Source organism: Phycicoccus sp. Soil802 (assembly GCF_001429605.1).
In the GTDB taxonomy this organism is placed as follows: Bacteria; Actinomycetota; Actinomycetes; order Actinomycetales; family Dermatophilaceae; genus Pedococcus.
This window is the reverse complement of record NZ_LMSS01000004.1, coordinates 405,737-422,342: the sequence shown is the minus strand read 5'-3', so window position 1 is coordinate 422,342 and position 16,606 is coordinate 405,737. Positions and strand designations below refer to the sequence as shown.

Here is a 16,606-nt window from a genome sequence, read left to right as displayed (position 1 = left end):
GCTGTGTTCATGCCCCAAGCACATCAGAGGCCACTGACAACGCTTCCTGAACAGCAGGCGCACCTGTCACAGATCACCTCTGGACGCCCGGCGCACGACACCTGACCTGCACCAGCACGTGGACAAGCACCAGCACCCGGAACTGCTCAAGTGAGGAAGCGGCATGAGCGACGACAACGTCAAGGAACTGCCCGACCGCGATCGCGGCGACGGGCTCACCGTCCGGCAGCGGCGGGTGCTCGAGGTGATCCGCAACTCGGTCGACCGGCGTGGCTACCCGCCGAGCCTGCGCGAGATCGGCGAGGCCGTGGGGCTCACCTCCCCCAGCTCGGTGGCCCACCAGCTCTCGACGCTCGAGCGCAAGGGCTTCCTGCGTCGCGACCCCAACCGGCCGCGCGCCATCGAGGTGGTCTCGCCCGACTCGCCCGCCGACATGCGCGGCTACCGCGGCGGCGCCAGCATCGAGGACGAGACCGCCACCTACGACGAGACCGGGGTCAACGACCAGCGGCCCGAGGCGACCTACGTCCCGGTGCTCGGTCGGATCGCCGCCGGGGTGCCGATCCTGGCCGAGGAGACCGTCGAGGACGTCTTCCCGCTCCCCCGCCAGATCGTGGGCGAGGGCCAGCTCTTCCTGCTCCAGGTCGTCGGTGACTCGATGATCGAGGCCGCGATCTGCGACGGCGACTGGGTCGTCGTGCGGCAGCAGCCCAGCGCCGACAACGGCGACATCGTGGCCGCGATGCTCGACAACGAGGCCACGGTCAAGACCTTCAAGCGCAAGGACGGCAAGGTGTGGCTGATGCCGCACAACGCCGCGTTCGACCCCATCGACGGAGACCACGCCACCATCCTCGGCAAGGTCACCGCGGTGCTGCGCCGCATCTGACCTCGACCCTCAGGCGCGCGCCCTACGGCAGTTGCGTCGTCAACCCGGCAGTTGCCGGCTAGGCGACGCAACTGCCGTTGTGCGTAGGAGGGGCGGTCAGTCGCCCAGCGCGTCGAGCAGGTGAGTGACCTTGGTCGCGAACCGCTCGCCACCGTCGCCGTCGGCCCACAGCTCCCAGAGCTCGTTGTCGTCGGACTTCAGCGCGCGGTGCAGGGCCTGCGTCGCGAGCTCCTCGAGCCGCTCGTCGACCTCGATCGGGTCCTCGTCGATCCAGCGCGGCACGTTCCGCTCCCCGATCACGGCCTCGAAGTCGTCGCACGCTGCCACCACCGCCGCCGCCGCCACGGCCTCCGACATGGTGGGCGCCTCGATGTAGCCGGACGCGCGGACCACCCGGGCGAGGGCGGTCTCCACCTTGCGGCGGCGCACGTCCTGCTCCGACTCCTCGAGCTCGTCGAGGAAGTCTAGTGCGTCGTCGTTCTCGAACGGCCCAGCTCCGATGGCGCCCATCTCGAAACCTCCACAGCCTGCAACTACGGGTTCGCTTCCGAGAGTGCCGCGCGCGGGCGCGACACGCCAGCCCTAATCCGTCGGGCTCATCCGTTGGTACCACGCGGTGTCGACGTAACGACCGAACTTGTGCCCCACCTCCCGCAGGACCCCCACCCGTTCGAAGCCGGCCGCCAGGTGCAACGCCACGCTCGCGTCGTTGGGGAGGGCGACCACGGCCACCTGGGTGTGCACGCCCGGTGCGGCGTCGAGCCGCGCCAGCAACGCGGCATACAGGGTGCGGCCGAGACCGCGACCGCGCGCGGTCTCGGCGAGGTAGACCGAGACCTCCTTGGTGCCCGCGTAGGCGGGGCGCGGACGGAACGGTCCGGAGAAGGCGTAGCCGAGGAGCTCGTCCTGCGGCGTGCAGGCGACCAGGACCACGTTGCCCTCGTCGGCGGCGGCGAGCTTCTCGCCCAGGTATGCCGCGCCGCGCGGCTCGGTGTCGAAGGTCGCCAGCGAGGTGCGCACCTGGTCGTCGTAGACCGCCGCCATCGCCGGCAGGTCGGCCGGGGTGGCGTCGCGGACCACGATCGCCGGGTCTCCCGCGGGGACGATGCTGCTCATATCGGCGATGCTAGGGGGATGAGCGACGGGCACCAGCACTCCGACAGGCACGGCTCGACCGGTGGAGGGGACCTGCCCGACCCCGACCGCGGCACTCCCACCACCCGTCAGGCGCTCTGGGACGAGCGGTATGCCGCGCACGAGCACGTCTGGAGCGCGACCCCCAACGCCGAGGTCGAGCGGATCGTGGGCGGGTGGCGGCCGGGTCGGGCGCTCGACCTCGGGGCCGGCGAGGGTCGCCACTCCGTGTGGCTCGCCTCGCTCGGCTGGCGGGTGACGGCTGTCGACTTCTCGTCGGTCGGGCTGGCCAAGGGCGAGAAGGAGGCGTCGCGCCTGGGCCACCGGATCGACTGGGTCGTCGCGGACGCCCGCTCGTGGCACCCTGCACCGCACGTCCTCTACGACCTGGTGCTGGTCTCCTACCTGCACCTGCCCTCCGACGTCGTGTCGCGCACCCGCAGCTGGCTGGCGCCCGGTGGTGCGCTGGTCGTGGTCGGGCACGGCCTGCGCAACCTCACCGAGGGCGTCGGCGGCCCGTCCGACCCCGCCCTCCTGCACTCCCCCGAGCAGCTGCGCGCGGCCGCGGGCGACCTGGCCATCGAGCGCTGCGAGGAGTACCTGCGCCCGACCGAGCACGGCGACGCGATCGACGTGGTGCTGGTCGCCCGACGGCCGGCCTGACCGCCGCCCACCAGTCAGCGGCGGGGAGGTCACACGGCGCAGATCTACGCCAGGTGCGGGAGGGCTGCCGCGTGACACGGTCCTACCGTGGAACGCAGGGTCGTCCTCGAGGAGGGATCCATGCACCTGCGATCGTCATCCTCAGCGGCGGCGGTGGCGGCAGCCCTCGCGCTCTGCTCGTGCAGCGGTGGGGCCACTCCGTCAGGGGCGAGTGTCGATCACTCGGTGACGACGACCACCACCTCGGCGACCGGCGCCCCTTCCGGCGTGGACGCGGACCACCCCGAGGGGGTCATCGCCCTGGGCCACTCGGGGATGACCGGCTTCCAGTCCGATCCCGAACACCCCGGTGAGAACGTCGTCGACAACTCGTGGGCCACGGGCACCAACCCCGAGGTCAACAGCGTCTACGAGCGGCTGGTCGCGGTCCGTCCCAAGACGCGGGGCCTGGTGGCCAACGTGTCGCGCAACGGGGAGAAGGCCGACGGGCTGGAGTTCCAGGTGCCGTCCGCGCTGGCGATCGTCCCGACACCTTCGCTGGCACTGATCATGATCATGGACAACGACATCCGGTGCGACGGAACCGATTCCGCACACCTCCCGGAGTTCCGGGCCCAGGTCCGGTCTGCCGTCCAGTCCATCGTGGAGGCCTCCCCCAAGGTGACGGTCGTGCTGGCGACCGGAGCAGGTCGCCCGGCCGACTACGCCAAGGCGATGGCCACCCTCCCCACCACGCCGGTGGACCTCGTGGGGCACGAGCCGTGCGCGATGTTCTCCGCCAACAAGAAGATCAACACCGCCGAGGTGAAGCGGCTGACGTCGATCATGGAGGCGTACGAGGCGGAGCTCGGCCGGGCCTGTGCGGGGATTCCCCAGTGCCACACCGACGGCGGCGCCCTGGCCCGCCACCACGCCGAACGGCTGGAGGAGCTGGGCAACGACCTCGGTCACCCCTCCGTGCTCGGGCATCGGGAGTGGGCGGCGGCGATCTGGCCGTCGGTGGCCAAGGCCATGGGCCTGGGCTGATCCGGGCCGGGCCGGGCTGAGCCCGGGCGGGCCTGAGCCGGGCATGGGCTGGGCCCGGCATGGGCTGGGCCAGGGCCGGGACGGTCGCTCGGGCTAGGCGGCCACGCGGTCGAGCAGGGCGGCGAGGGTCGGGCCAAGGGGCGCGTCGACCTGCACCGAGGCCTGCTCGTCACCCCTCGTGGGCCCGCGGGTGATGATCGCGACGGGGATGTCGAGCGCAGCGGCTCGGCGCACGAAGCGGTAGCCGCTCATGACCTTGAGGCTCGATCCCAGCACGACGAGGGCACTGGCCTCCTCGGTGTGCCGGAAACACTTCTCCACCAACGGTTTCGGCACCGACTCCCCGAAGAACACGACATCCGGCTTGAGGGTGTCGTGACCGCAGACGAGGCACAGCGGGGTGCGGAACGCGTCGACATCGAGCTCGTTGAGGACGATGTCGCCGTCCGGCCTGATCTCGTCGCTGGTCACCGTGAAAGTCGGGTTGGCTTCGCGCATCCGGTCGTCGAGGTCCCACCGGGAGGAGCGGTCGCCGCAGGTCAGGCAGACCACCCGGGCGAGGGAGCCGTGCAGCTCCTCGACGTCGGTGGCACCGGCCTGCTGGTGGAGCCCGTCGACGTTCTGGGTGATGACGGGTCCGACCAGCCCGCAGCGCTGGAGGCGGGCCACCGCCTCGTGCCCGGAGTTCGGCCTGGCCAGGTTGAACCGCTGCCACCCGACGTAGCTGCGGGCCCAGTAGCGCTGGCGCGCCTGCGACGACCCGAGGAACTCGGCGTACTGCATGGGCGTGACCCGACGGGTGCCGTCCGGGCCCCGGTAGTCGGGGATGCCCGAGTCAGTGGAGATGCCCGCACCGGTGAGGACGAGCACGTCGCCGCGCTCGAGGAGCGCCGCGACGGCGTCCAGCTGGGTGCTCGCGGCGGCGGTCGTGGTCACGGGGAAAGGGTACGTCGAGCTGTCGCGGAGGTCAGGACCGACCGAGCAGCCGGCGCTTGGCCGAGTCGACGAGCGCGGCCGACGCCACCGCGGGGTCGGCGACGTCGTCGTGGGGCGGGACCGCCGGGGCTTCTTCGGTGACCAGCTCTGGGCAGTGTGCCCTGACCTGGGCGTCGGCGATGAGGTAGCCGTGGCGCTCCAGGACGTGTTGCTCCTGGCTGCTGAAGACGTCGAGGTCGGTGCGGACCGCGTTGACCAGCTCGGTCGTCCCGCGCGGGTAGGACCCGTCGACGACGGTGTCGAGCGCCCACGACGTGCCGTGCAGCGCACCACGGGCGTAGCCGGCGTGGAGCCAGCGGCTGCGGACCGACTGGCCGCCGTTGGTGGCGATCCCGAGGATGCGCAGCGTGCGGCCGACGACCGTGCGTTCGGTGCGGGCTCGGAACACCCCACCCCCGTCGCTGACCAGGACGGTGGCGTGGCGCTTCCAGACCGGCTCGAGGCCCAGGTTGTCGTAGACGCCGCCGTCGGTGAGCCGGACGCGGCGCAGGATCGCGGCGCGCTCGTCGTCGGACTCGAGGCCCTTCTTCCCGCCGGTGAGGTGCATGGCCACCCCGTCGAGGACCATCGGGGCGAAGAACGGGGGGAAGGCGCAGGACGCCGCCACGACGTCGGCCAGCCGCAGGTCGGCCGGCGGCGCGGCATACCCGAGGCGGTAGTCGCCGACCCGCCCGTGGGGACGGTGGGCGGTCGCGTCCTCGAAGACCCAGTCGACGCCGTAGCCGATCTCGGTCGCGCAGGTGACCACCGCCGGACCCGCGCCGGCGTTGTCGCGCAACGGCGTCGACCACCAGGTCACTGCGTCGGCCAGCTCATCGGCCAGCGCCCGGATGGCGGCGTCGCGGGCCGTCCAGTTCCACGGCCTGACCTTGGCCAGCAGGGCCGGCGTGCGGATGTTGCGCGAGGTCAGCTGGGCCAGCGGCTCGGCGACGAAGTCCTCGAACCCACCCACGACCCCGCCGCCCAGGGGGAACTCGAGCCTGGGGTCGGCCAGGAGGTTGGCCACGATGGACCCTCCGGAGACCCCGCTCACGGTCGCGAGCCGGGCCAGCACGCCGAGCTCGTTGAGCCGTCGCAGGGCTCCGAGGTGGAACAGGGCGGCCCGGTAGCCCCCACCGGAGAGGCACAGGGCGGTCCCGTGCCGACTCGTCGCCGGGGCGTGGTGCCCGTGGTCGTCAGGGGCAAGGTCGTCAGCCGCAAGGTCGTCGGGGCCGAGGGTGTCGCCCTCGGTGGCGTGGGTGGTGGAGGTCGGCTCGGGCTTCATCGTGCTCCCGATGAAAGCAGAGGCGGGTGACACCTGCCCGTCGGCGGAGCGGGCGCCTGACCGCCCGGGTCGAGGCCGGATCCATCACGACGCACTCAACAACTAACCATCTGGATAACGAGCAGTTATGCTTTGTCCATGATCGACGCCGCAGGTCTCCGTGTCATGAAGGCCATCTCCGACGAGGGCAGCTTCACCGGTGCCGCCCTCGCGCTGGGCTACTCCCAGCCCGCGATCTCGCAGATGGTCCGGCGGCTCGAGCAGCGCACCGGCACCGTGCTCGTCGAGCGGATCGGTCGCAACGTCCGCCTCACCGAGGCCGGACAGGTGCTGGCGCGGCACGCCGTCGCCGTGCTGTCCGCCCTGGACGCCGCCGAGGAGGAGGTCGCGGCGATCGCCGGCCTGCGCGCCGGACGAGTGCGGCTGATGGCGTTCCCGTCGAGCTCGGCCACCCTCGTCCCGCGAGCCCTGGCCCTGGTCAAGCAGCGTTTTCCCGACGTGCAGGTCACCTTCACCGAGGCCGAGCCCCCGGAGTCGCTCGCCGCGCTCAAGGCGGGCGAGTGCGACCTGGCCGTCGCGTTCGCCTACGAGGGCACCGACGTGGGTCGCGGGGAGGAGGACATGGACCTGTTCGTCACCCACAAGCTGCTCGACGACGAGGTGCGCCTCGCCCTCCCCCGCGCCCACCCGCTCGCGACCGCGGACATGGTCGAGCTGTCCGCCCTGGCGCAGGAGAACTGGATCGCCGGGTGTCCGCGGTGTCGGGGCCACCTCCTGCAGATGTGCGCGAACGCCGGCTTCTCCCCCCACGTCGGGTTCGAGACCGAGGACTACGTCGCCGTGCTGGGCCTGGTCGCCGAAGGCCTGGGCGTCGCCCTCATCCCCGACCTCATCCTCCGGACCGCCCACCACCACGACGTCGTCACGCTGCCGATCAACCCCGCATCGCGACGGTCCGTCAGCGTCGTCACCACCGCTGACCTCCAGCGCGTGCCGGCCGTCCAGGCCACCATCGACGCGCTCGTCGAGGCCGCGAAGGCCAAGCCCCGCGTCCTCGCCAGCACCTGACCGAGCCACCTCTCGCCTAGCGGCGACGCCACGTGACTCCGACGTCGTCATCGACGGCGACGACGGCCACGTCGCCGCGCTGGTCAGTGCGCAGGACGGCATACCCGTTGCGGCGCAACACCTCCAGCGCCTTGGGTGAGGGATGCCCGTAGTCGTTGTCCTTGCCGACGCTGACCACCGCGAGCGGCGCGCGCACCTCCGCCATCAGGCCCTCGTCGAGGTTCCCCGAGCCGTGGTGCGCCACCTTGACCACGTCGAAGCCGGCCGCCTCGGCCGTCATCGCCGGGTCACGACGCAGCTGGAGCAGCAGGGCGTGGGCCGCCTCGCGTTCGACGTCGCCGAGGAGCAGCAGGTCGACCGGGCCCGAGTGCACCGCCAGCACGACGCTCGCGTTGTTCGGCACCGAGCCGGCGGCGATCCGCCGGGCGGGCCACCAGGCGTCGCCCGTCACCCCGGCCCAGCTCAGGTGGTCACCGGCGACGACGTCGCGGATGGGTATGCCGCGGGACCGGGCCAGGGCCTGCACCTGCGACCACTGGTAGGCGGGTTCGCGGACGGGAGTGGCCAGGATCTCGCGCACCTCGCGGCCGGCGAGGGCGCCCGGCAGGCCATCGACGTGGTCGGCGTGGAAGTGACTGAGCACCACCGAGTCGAGCACTCGAACGTGGAGCCGCCGCAGGCAGGCGTTGACCGTCGTCGGGTCGGGGCCGGCGTCGACCAGCACGGCATGACCCGGCGTCGTCGCCAGCACCAACGCATCGCCCTGCCCCACGTCGCAGGCCACGAAACGCCAGCCCTCCGGCGGCCAGGTGACGGCGGAGGTGGGAGCCGCTCCGGCAAGGACGAGGACGATCACGCCGGCGGCGAGCACCGGGTGGCCCCCGGCGCGGTGCGCCCACCACCGGCCGCTGAGGAGCAGGAGAAGGGTGACCCCGGTCAGCAGCAGCGCACCGGCCGCACCGTCCGGCCACGGCAGGGTGCCGCCCGGGATGGTCGCGCAGGTGCGGGCCACCTTGGCGATGCCGAGCGTGGGCAGGGCCCCGACCCAGCAGAGCAGCCGGGCGCCGAACGGCCAGAGTGGCGCCATGGCCGCCGCGGCCACACCGGCGATGGTGGCGGGTGCCACGAGGGGCGCGGCGAGCAGGTTGGCCAGGATGCCCACGACCGACACCGAGCCCTGCAGGAGCACGACGACGGGCGCACACATCGCCTGTGCCGCAACGGGAATCGCGATCGCCGGCCCCGATGACCGGATCCGCCGTGGCAGTCGCCGACCGATCGCCTCACCCCAGGTGCGGGTGAAGAGCAGCAGACCCAGCGTGGCGAGGGTGGACAGCGCGAAGCCGTAGGACCGGCTCAGCCACGGGTCGACCACGAGCAGCACGACGACCGCGGCGGAGAGGACCGGCAGGCCGGCCGCTCGCCGCGAGCGGCTCAGCCCGATCAGGCCGATGGCGCCCATCGCGGCGGCTCGCACGACGCTCGGCTCCGGTCGGGCGAGGACGACGAAGCCGGCGAGGGCCGTCGCTGCGACCCAGGGCCGCCAGCGACGCCGCACCCCGACGAGAGAAGCCCCACCCAGCGCGAACGCCAGGATCACCGCGACGTTGCTGCCCGACACGGCTGACAGATGGGTCATCCCGGTGGCGAGCATGGCGTCGGTCAGGTCGGGCGGGGTGTGGCTGGTGTCGCCGATCACGAGGGCCGGGAGCAAGCCCCGGGCATCCGGCGGCAGGGGTGCCGCTGCGTCGCGCAGACCCGCGCGCAGGTGCTCCGCCACCCTGGCGACCGCACCGGGTCGGGACAGCGACCGCGGCTCACCACGGGGCCGCAACACCGCGACGACGTCGTCGCCCGGCTCGGACTCGAGCAGGGTGCCCTTGACCGCGATCCGCTCGTGCCAGTGCACTCGCTGCCAGCTGGCGTCTCCCATGACGAGCACGGGAGTCGCCACGCTGGATCGCCTCCCCCGACCGCTCACCTCGTCGACCCGCAGGACCAGGCGCACGGTGGCACCGTCCAACCGCCGGCCGCCGACGACCACGGGGTCCTTGGCCACCACCCCGGTGAGCTCGACCATGGCGTGCTCGCGGGCCAGCTCTCGCACCGGCCCGGCCTCTCGCGCAGCCGCATGACCGGCGGTCGAAGCCAGGACGAGGGCGATCGCCGCGAGCGGCAGGGACACCCGCGCCCATCGGAGCACGAGCGCGGCCGTGACGAGGCACGCGGCGGCGAGTCCCACCAGGACTGCGGGGTGCAGGGCGAGAGTGCCGGCGCTGACCGCCCACGCCGCGAGCGCGGGGACCAGCAGCCTCAGGTCCAGGTCACGCGTGAGGTCCTCGGCGGCACCGGCTACCGGACGCCGGGTCACACCGTCACCTTGGGCTGCAGCGCGGCGAAGATCTTCTCCCCGATGCCGCTGACCTCGCCCAGCTCGTCGACCGAGGCGAACCGGCCGTGCTCGGTGCGCCAGTCGATGATCCGTTGCGCCAGCACGGGCCCGACCCCCGGCAGCTCCTCGAGCTCGGCGGCCGAGGCAGTGTTGAGGTTCACCCGGCCGGCGCCCCCGGAGGCTGAACCCGCGGCTCCGGCTCCGGATCCCCCGCTGCCGGAGGCACCAGCCCCACCGGCACCCGACCCGGCCGGGCCGGAACCCGCACCAGCGCCTCCCCCTGCAGCGCCGGCGAGCACCTCCCCGGGCCTGGGCACGTGGATCTGCTCTCCGTCGACCAGCGGGCGAGCGAGGTTGATGGCGGCCAGGTCGGCTCCCCCGCGCACGCCGGCCTTGGCCACGACGTCGGCGACCCGCGACCCCACAGGCATCGTGAACACCCCAGGTCGCTTCACCTGTCCGACGACGTGCACGGTCACCGTCCCGACGGCAGGAGGTCCGCCACCCCCCGACGCAGTGCTCGACGACGCGAACACACTCCCGCTCGCGTGCTGGTCACCGAGCGCCGATCCTGACGCTGAGGGAGCCACGACCTGGGGAGTGCTGGCCGCCTTGGCCCAGGCAACCCGCACCCCGAAGGCCACCGCGGCCACCAGCACCACCAGGAGCAGACCCGCCGCGGCAGCGCGGGGTCCGCTGAGGCGGGCCCCACGAAGCGACGCGGGGATCGTCAGGAACCGCGGCCCCTGCGGAACGGGCCGTCGGTGCCGGCCCGGTCGGGCAGGCTGCGCCGGGCGGCCCGAGCGGTCAGCGCCGTGCGCGGCTCTCGGTGGCTCGACCGCAGCGGGCGCGACCTCCCCGTAACGCCAGTCCCCTCCGGAGCCGCGGGACAGCAGTTTTCGTCGCGTCGGATGCGGCGAACGGACCCCCGCTCGCCGCAGCGGGTGTCTCGACCCAGCTGCGCTCGGGAAGCCACGGCAGCCCTTCGCCCACCGGACGGCCGGCGTCGAGCGCAACGGCCCGTCGGTCGGTCGACTCCAACAGGGCCCGGACGCGGGCGGAGGGCTCGGACGGTCGGCGACGGGACGGCATACCGGCACGGTAGGAAGCCCAACCGCACCGCGACAGCGCGCCGTCAGCGACCTGTGGACGACTGGGCGGCGAACCTCAGCCTGTGGACGAGGCGTCGCGTCGCGCCGAGATCCACAGCTCGATGTTGCGGCGGTGCCGGTAGATGACGACCAGCGCGAGGAGCACGCACCAGGCCCCGGTCTCGCGCGTCCCGAACGGCACCCACCGGAACCAGGTCAGCAGCCCGAGCAGGAGCAGCAACAGGCACGCGGACACCGACGCCCCGGCCACCCACCGCATCCGCCAGACGAGCAGCCCGAAGACCACCACCATCCCCAGCCCGAACCACGGCTGGACGGCCAGGATCGCCCCGAGCGAGGTCGCCACGCCCTTGCCGCCCTGCCCCCGCAGGAAGGGTGACCAGATGTGGCCGAGCACCACCGCCAGTCCGACGAAGAGGGCGGTGACGGTGCCGAGCAGCTGCTGCGCCACGAGCACGGGGACGAGGCCCTTGAGGACGTCGAGCACCCCCACGACGACGCCCCAGCGGGCGCCGAGCACCCGACCCGCGTTGGTGGCGCCGGGGTTGCCCGACCCGGAGTGCCGCAGGTCCTTGCCGAGGAGCTTGGCGAGGATCGTCGCGGGGTTGACCGCACCGACGACGAAGGCCGCCAGCGACGCCACCACGGCCTCGACCAGCTCCCCCGTCGACACGTCCGCGACTGCGGTCATGGCGCAGGCCGGGGCGACACCGCGACGGCGATGGTGCCCGGCCCCACGTGGGCCCCGACCACCGCGCCGAGCTCGACGACCCGCACGTCTCCGTCGTCCGGGAGCTCCTCGAGGCGAGCGGTCAGCCGCGCGGCCAGGTCGTCGGCCCGGGACTGTGAGTCGAGGTGGTGGACCGCGATGTCGACTCCGGTCTCGGACTTCTCGACGGCCGACACCGCGAGCTCCTCGAGCCGGGCCAGGGCGCGCGACGACGTGCGCACCTTCTCCAGCGGGCGGATGTGCCCGTCGACGAGTCCGAGGATGGGCTTGATGGCCAGGGCGGACCCGAGGAAGGCCGAGGCGGAGCCGATCCGACCACCTCTGCGCAGGTGCTCGAGCGTGTCCACGTAGAACACCACGGTCGAGGCCTCGGCGCGCGAACGCGCCTGTGCTGCCACGTCTTCCAACGACCCACCCTGCTCGGCCAGCTGGGCGGCCGACATCACGGCATACCCCATCGCCATGCCCAGGGAACGGGAGTCGACGACCGTGACCGGCACGGGCGACTGCTGTGCGGCGAGATGGGCGGACTCGACGGTCGAGGACATGTCGGCGGAGATGTGCACCGACACGATGCCCTCCGCTCCCCCGGCCGCCGCCTTCTCGTAGGCGTCGAGGAAGGACTGCGGCGACGGTCGCGAGGTCGACACCGGCTTGAAGGAGCGCAGCGCCGCCGCGACCTCCGCGGTGGTGATGTCCACTCCCTCGCTGAACTCCGTGCCGCCGACGATGACGTGCAGCGGCACGACCTGGATCGAGTGCGCGTCGACGACCGAGTCCGGCAGGTATGCCGTGGAGTCAGTGACGATCGCGACGCTCACCTGCGCAGGCTATCGGTGCGGGCGGCATACCGCGGGCGCACACCTCGCTCACCACGAGGTCCGGCCTCACGTCGGCTTCACCCCAGAAGGTTGACCTTCACCCCGGAACCGTTCCGTGGTGAAGGTCAACCTTGTCCCTAGACCCGATAAAGCTGGGGCAGGTGGGGCGAAAGGTCAGGCGGGGACGACGTTGACCAGCTTGGGCGCCCGCACGATGACGGTGCGGATGCCTGCCTCGGTGGCGGCGACGACCTTGGGCAGCGCCAGCACCTGCTCGCGCAGCGCGTCCTCGGTGATGTCGGCGGGCACCTCCAGGCGGTCGCGCACCTTGCCCTTGATCTGCACCACGCAGGTGACGGTGTCCTCCACCAGCAGCGCCGGGTCGGCCACCGGGAAGGTCCCGAAGGTGATCGACTCGTCGTGGCCCAGTCGCTGCCACAGCTCCTCGGCGATGTGCGGGGCCAGCGGCGCGACCATGACGACCAGCTTCTCGGCGGCCTCCCGCGGCACCGCGTCGAGCTTGGTCAGCGCGTTGTTCAGCTCGATCAGCCGCGCGATCGCGGTGTTGAAGCCCAGCGTCGGGAAGTCCTTCGAGACCGCGTCGATGGTGCGGTGCAGCGCCCTGGCCGTCGCGTCGTCCAGGGGCGCGTCGACGACCCGCACCTCGCCGGTCTCCTCGTCGATGACGTTGCGCCACAACCGCTGCAGGAACCGCTGCGCCCCGACGACGGCACGCGTCTCCCAGGGCTTGCTCAGCTCCAGCGGACCCATCGACATCTCGTAGACGCGCAGGGTGTCGGCGCCGTACTGCTCGAACATCTCGTCCGGGCTGACGACGTTCTTCAGCGACTTGCCGATCTTGCCGTACTCGCGCGCGACCGACTGGCCGTTCCACGTGTACCTCACCTCGCCGCTGTCCGGGTCGGTCGCCTCGACGACCTCTGACGACTCGACCGGCTGGCCGCGGTCGTCGCGGTAGGCCGCCGCCTGGATGTAGCCCTGCGAGAAGTACTTGCGGAACGGCTCGTCGCTCGTCACGTGGCCCAGGTCGTACAGCACCTTGTGCCAGAAGCGGGCGTAGAGCAGGTGCAGCACCGCGTGCTCGACGCCACCGATGTACAGGTCGACGCCACCGGGGTCGGTGGCACCCGCGGGCGCCGTCGCGACCGGAGTCGCTCGCGGGCCCATCCAGTACGCCTCGTTCGCGGGGTCGACGAACGCCTCGTCGTTCGCGGGGTCCAGGTAACGCAGGTAGTACCAACAGGATCCGGCCCAGTTGGGCATCGTGTTGGTCTCGCGGCGGTACTTGCGCACGCCCCTGCCGTCACCCAGGTCGAGCTCGACGTTGACCCAGTCCTCGACGCGTCCCAGCGGCGGCTCGGGCTGGCTGCTGGCATCCTCCGGCTCGAAGGTCTTGGGCGAGTAGTCGGGCACGTCGGGCAGCTCGACCGGCAGCATCCAGTCGGGGACCGCGTGGCTGACGCCGTCCTCGTCGAACACGATGGGGAACGGCTCGCCCCAGTAGCGCTGGCGGCTGAACAGCCAGTCGCGCAGCTTGTAGCTCACCGTCGGCTGCCCGGATCCCTTGGCCGCCAGCCACTCGATGATCGCCGCCTTGGCCTCGGCGACGCCCAGCCCGTCGAGCGACACCTCGTCGTTGGCCGAGTTGACCGCCGGGCCCTCGCCAGTGAACGGCTCGTCGTCCGGGTGGCCCTCCGACGGCTGCACGGTGCGGATGATCGGCAGCCCGAACTGCTCGGCGAACTCCCAGTCGCGGTGGTCCTGACCGGGCACCGCCATGATCGCTCCCGTGCCGTAGCCCATCAGCACGTAGTCGGCCATGAAGACCGGGATCTGTTGCCCGTTCACGGGATTCGTCGCGAAGGCTCCGGTGAAGACACCGGTCTTGTCCTTGCCTTCGGTCTGCCGCTCCACCTCGCTCTTGCGCGAGGCAGCCAGCCGGTATGCCGCGACGGCGGCTTCCGGCGTCGCCTCGCCACCGGTCCACGCCGGGTTGGTGTCGGCCGCCCACTCGCCCTGCGGGACGATCTCGTCGACCAGGGGGTGCTCCGGCGCCAGCACCATGAAGGTGGCCCCGAACAGCGTGTCGGGTCGGGTGGTGAAGACCTCGATCGAGGCATCGCGGCCCACGACGGGGAAGGCGACGCGCGCGCCCTGGCTGCGCCCGATCCAGTTGCGCTGCATGGCCTTGACCTTGTCCGGCCAGTCGACGCGGTCGAGGTCGTCGGCCAGCCGGTCGGCATACGAGGTGATCCGCATCATCCACTGGCGCAGGTTGGTCTTGAAGACCGGGAAGTTGCCCCGCTCGGAGCGCCCGTCGTTGGTGACCTCCTCGTTGGACAGCACGGTGCCCAGCCCGGGGGCCCAGTTGACCGGCGCCTGCGAGGTGTAGGCCAGCCGGAAGTCGTCGAGGACCTCGGACCGCTCAGCCGGTGACAGCTCGGACCAGCGCTGACCACCCGGGGTCGGGCGGTCACCGGACTCGAACTGCTCCACCAGCTCGGTGATCGGGCGGGCCCGCCCCGTGCCGCCGTCGGGCCGCACGGCCTCGGGGTCGTACCACGCGTCGTAGATCTGGGTGAAGATCCACTGCGTCCACTTGTAGTAGCCGGGGTCGATCGTCGCGATGGTGCGCCGGTCGTCATGACCCAACCCCAGCCTGCGCAGCTGGCGCTTCATCACGACCATGTTGTCCTCGGTCGTCTTGCGAGGGTGCTGACCCGTCTGCACGGCATACTGCTCGGCCGGCAGGCCGAAGGCGTCGTAGCCCAGGCAGTGCAGGACGTTCTTGCCGGTCATCCGGTGGTAGCGCGCGAAGACGTCGGTCGCGATGTAGCCCAGCGGGTGGCCGACGTGCAGCCCCGCGCCGCTGGGGTAGGGGAACATGTCGAGCACGAGCAGCTTCTCGCGGCCGGCGACCTTCTCCGGCTCGGCCCACGGGCCGGCGGGGTTGGGCGCGTGGAAGGTGCCCTCCTCCTGCCAGCGGTCCTGCCAGGCCAGCTCGATCTGCTGGGCCAGCTCGGCGGTGTAGCGGTGCGGCGTCTCGCTCATCTCATCCTCACGTCTGTTGGTCGCTTTCCCCTGTCGTGTCGGGTGCCCACCTGACCCCTGACACAGAACAACCCCTCACGCAGGAGGGGTTGGCCGCGGTGACGTGGACCTGTGGTCCGAAGCGTCAACGCGGCTCGGGAAGAAGCAGCGACCGTGCCATGCGCTCAGGCTACCGCAGCGAGCGCGGGAGCAGCCACGTGCCCACTGCCCGCGACGAGGCCGCCAGTCCTCCTCGGGCTACGCAGATCGGACGATGCCGTGGACGATGCGAGGTCGTACGTTCGGGCCATGGACAGCACCCGTGGCCCGGCGGCCTGGCTGCGACGCGTCGCACCGGTGTCGGGGGCCGTGGGCGGTCTGGTCTTCTTCGGTTACTGGTCCGTGCGGGCCCGCGAGGTCACCCTCCAACCCCTCGCCGGCGCACTGCTGGATGTGGCGACCTTCCTGCTCCTCGGCACCGCCGTCCTCGGCTACCTGCTGGCCGAGGGACTCGACACCGGCTCCTGGGTCGGCTGGGCGGGCTTCACGGTGTTGCTCCAGGGTCTGCTGTACTCGCCCCCTGCCGTGTGCTTCGGATTCGTCCTCCTCGGGATCTCCATCGCCCGCTCGAAGGTCCATCCCCGTGCGCCGGGGGCGCTCCTGGCGGCCAGCGGCCTCGCGCTCCTCTGGACGGTCTACTACTCGTCCGGCTTCGACCGCAGCCACGCCGACCTGGGCCTGGTGTCCAAGGCCGTGATGGGTGCCGCGCTGGTCGGTGTCGCAGCCGCGTTGGTCGACCTGCTCCTCCTGGAGCACGACCCGGACGGTCACCTCGGGGAGCCCCGCCACGTCGGAGGCGCCTGACCCCGGTGAGGTTTGGGCGGCGGGGTCGCGGGGTAGGGCACAGGCTCGGGACGCGAACCGCCTTGCGCCCCGCCCCCATTCACTTCAGGAGTCCCCATGTCCAGCGACGCCATCGTCATCCTCAAGGACGACCACAAAGAGGTCCGCGCCCTCTTCCGCGAGTTCGAGAAGTCCACGACCACGAAGGCCCGCAAGGGGACCATCGTCAAGAAGGTCATCGAGCTGCTGACCGTCCACACGTACATCGAGAACGAGGTGATGTACCCCGAGGTGCGCCGCCTGCTGCCCCAGCTCGAGGACGACGTGCTCGAGTCGTACGAGGAGCACCACGTCGCCGATGTCCTCGTGATGGAGCTCGCGGCTCTGAAGCCCGGCGACGAGCGGTTCGAGGCGAAGACCACCGTGCTCATCGAGAACGTCCGGCACCACATGGACGAGGAGGAGCAGGACTGGTTCCCGAAGGTCCGCGACGGACTGGGGCGCAACCAGCTCCGTGACCTCGGCGCCCAGCTGCTCGAGGCGAAGCGCAAGGCACCTCGTTCCCCCGCCCAGCCCAGCGCGCTCGCGAAGGCCGTCGACGCGGTGGTGTCCTGAGA

General features: G+C 71.8%; 15 protein-coding genes. 6 read left to right on the top strand and 9 right to left on the bottom strand.

Annotated elements, in window-relative coordinates:
* Nucleotides 1-163: 163 nt before the first annotated feature.
* Nucleotides 164-889, top strand: coding sequence for a transcriptional repressor LexA (gene lexA, locus ASG91_RS11140; RefSeq protein WP_056922688.1), 726 nt, complete (start codon nucleotides 164-166; stop codon nucleotides 887-889).
* Between the two features lie 96 nt (nucleotides 890-985).
* Here lexA and ASG91_RS11135 read toward each other — a convergent pair whose 3' ends face one another.
* Nucleotides 986-1,399, bottom strand: a complete 414-nt coding sequence (locus ASG91_RS11135; protein WP_056922687.1) for a DUF4259 domain-containing protein — start codon at nucleotides 1,397-1,399, stop codon at nucleotides 986-988.
* A 72-nt stretch (nucleotides 1,400-1,471) separates the two neighbouring features.
* A complete protein-coding gene (locus ASG91_RS11130) occupies nucleotides 1,472-2,005 on the bottom strand; it encodes a GNAT family N-acetyltransferase (RefSeq protein WP_235545551.1) in 534 nt (177 codons plus the stop codon).
* A gap of 18 nt (nucleotides 2,006-2,023) precedes the next feature.
* Here ASG91_RS11130 and ASG91_RS11125 point away from each other — a divergent pair, with 18 nt between their 5' ends.
* Both ASG91_RS11125 and ASG91_RS11120 read left to right on the top strand, forming a co-directional pair.
* Nucleotides 2,024-2,686: a bifunctional 2-polyprenyl-6-hydroxyphenol methylase/3-demethylubiquinol 3-O-methyltransferase UbiG gene (locus ASG91_RS11125; protein WP_082594090.1), complete on the top strand. Its 663-nt coding sequence runs from the start codon at nucleotides 2,024-2,026 to the stop codon at nucleotides 2,684-2,686.
* Nucleotides 2,687-2,911: 225 nt separating this feature from the next.
* Nucleotides 2,912-3,712: a hypothetical protein gene (locus ASG91_RS11120; RefSeq protein ID WP_056922686.1), complete on the top strand. Its 801-nt coding sequence runs from the start codon at nucleotides 2,912-2,914 to the stop codon at nucleotides 3,710-3,712.
* Between the two features lie 93 nt (nucleotides 3,713-3,805).
* On the opposite strand, the gene ASG91_RS11115 is transcribed toward ASG91_RS11120, so the two are convergent.
* Together ASG91_RS11115 and ASG91_RS11110 are read right to left on the bottom strand one after the other, a co-directional pair.
* Complete coding sequence (locus ASG91_RS11115) at nucleotides 3,806-4,648, bottom strand: NAD-dependent protein deacetylase (protein ID WP_056922685.1); 843 nt, start codon at nucleotides 4,646-4,648, stop codon at nucleotides 3,806-3,808.
* 31 nt (nucleotides 4,649-4,679) lie between these two features.
* Nucleotides 4,680-5,972, bottom strand: a complete 1,293-nt coding sequence (locus tag ASG91_RS11110) for a patatin-like phospholipase family protein (protein WP_082594089.1) — start codon at nucleotides 5,970-5,972, stop codon at nucleotides 4,680-4,682.
* A 138-nt stretch (nucleotides 5,973-6,110) separates the two neighbouring features.
* Between ASG91_RS11110 and ASG91_RS11105 the strand changes: the two genes are divergently transcribed.
* Entirely contained in the window at nucleotides 6,111-7,040 is a 930-nt protein-coding gene (locus tag ASG91_RS11105; protein ID WP_056922684.1) for a LysR family transcriptional regulator, read from the top strand.
* Between the two features lie 16 nt (nucleotides 7,041-7,056).
* Here ASG91_RS11105 and ASG91_RS11100 read toward each other — a convergent pair whose 3' ends face one another.
* From ASG91_RS11100 to leuS, 5 genes are all read right to left on the bottom strand, one after another.
* Nucleotides 7,057-9,411 (bottom strand): ComEC/Rec2 family competence protein, encoded by a 2,355-nt coding sequence (locus ASG91_RS11100; RefSeq protein ID WP_056922683.1) that lies wholly within the window; start codon nucleotides 9,409-9,411, stop codon nucleotides 7,057-7,059.
* Nucleotides 9,408-10,085: a ComEA family DNA-binding protein gene (locus ASG91_RS11095; RefSeq protein ID WP_235545548.1), complete on the bottom strand. Its 678-nt coding sequence runs from the start codon at nucleotides 10,083-10,085 to the stop codon at nucleotides 9,408-9,410. The genes ASG91_RS11100 and ASG91_RS11095 overlap by 4 nt, the downstream gene beginning before the upstream one ends.
* A 514-nt stretch (nucleotides 10,086-10,599) precedes the next feature.
* A complete protein-coding gene (gene plsY / locus ASG91_RS11090) occupies nucleotides 10,600-11,235 on the bottom strand; it encodes a glycerol-3-phosphate 1-O-acyltransferase PlsY (RefSeq protein WP_056922682.1) in 636 nt (211 codons plus the stop codon).
* A complete protein-coding gene (locus ASG91_RS11085) occupies nucleotides 11,232-12,095 on the bottom strand; it encodes a DegV family protein (RefSeq protein WP_056922681.1) in 864 nt (287 codons plus the stop codon). Before ASG91_RS11085 ends, plsY begins: the two co-directional genes overlap by 4 nt.
* A gap of 174 nt (nucleotides 12,096-12,269) precedes the next feature.
* Complete coding sequence (leuS, locus tag ASG91_RS11080) at nucleotides 12,270-15,167, bottom strand: leucine--tRNA ligase (protein ID WP_056922680.1); 2,898 nt, start codon at nucleotides 15,165-15,167, stop codon at nucleotides 12,270-12,272.
* Between the two features lie 288 nt (nucleotides 15,168-15,455).
* Between leuS and ASG91_RS11075 the strand changes: the two genes are divergently transcribed.
* Nucleotides 15,456-16,010, top strand: a complete 555-nt coding sequence (locus ASG91_RS11075; RefSeq protein WP_056922679.1) for a hypothetical protein — start codon at nucleotides 15,456-15,458, stop codon at nucleotides 16,008-16,010.
* Nucleotides 16,011-16,106: 96 nt separating this feature from the next.
* Nucleotides 16,107-16,604 carry a hemerythrin domain-containing protein gene (locus tag ASG91_RS11070; protein WP_056922678.1) on the top strand — a complete coding sequence of 166 codons (498 nt, stop codon included), beginning with the start codon at nucleotides 16,107-16,109 and terminating at the stop codon, nucleotides 16,602-16,604.
* The last annotated feature ends 2 nt before the right edge of the window (nucleotides 16,605-16,606 follow it).

Excerpts from the sequence above, each read along its gene's own strand:
- ASG91_RS11075 (WP_056922679.1), top strand. The coding sequence starts at position 15,456 with ATGGACAGCACCCGTGGCCCGGCGGCCTGGCTGCGACGCGTCGCACCG.
- lexA (WP_056922688.1), top strand. The coding sequence starts at position 164 with ATGAGCGACGACAACGTCAAGGAACTGCCCGACCGCGATCGCGGCGAC.
- ASG91_RS11070 (WP_056922678.1), top strand. The coding sequence starts at position 16,107 with ATGTCCAGCGACGCCATCGTCATCCTCAAGGACGACCACAAAGAGGTC.
- plsY (WP_056922682.1), bottom strand. The coding sequence starts at position 11,235 with ATGACCGCAGTCGCGGACGTGTCGACGGGGGAGCTGGTCGAGGCCGTG.
- leuS (WP_056922680.1), bottom strand. The coding sequence starts at position 15,167 with ATGAGCGAGACGCCGCACCGCTACACCGCCGAGCTGGCCCAGCAGATC.
- ASG91_RS11130 (WP_235545551.1), bottom strand. The coding sequence starts at position 2,005 with ATGAGCAGCATCGTCCCCGCGGGAGACCCGGCGATCGTGGTCCGCGAC.
- ASG91_RS11125 (WP_082594090.1), top strand. The coding sequence starts at position 2,024 with ATGAGCGACGGGCACCAGCACTCCGACAGGCACGGCTCGACCGGTGGA.
- ASG91_RS11135 (WP_056922687.1), bottom strand. The coding sequence starts at position 1,399 with ATGGGCGCCATCGGAGCTGGGCCGTTCGAGAACGACGACGCACTAGAC.
- ASG91_RS11105 (WP_056922684.1), top strand. The coding sequence starts at position 6,111 with ATGATCGACGCCGCAGGTCTCCGTGTCATGAAGGCCATCTCCGACGAG.
- ASG91_RS11110 (WP_082594089.1), bottom strand. The coding sequence starts at position 5,972 with ATGAAGCCCGAGCCGACCTCCACCACCCACGCCACCGAGGGCGACACC.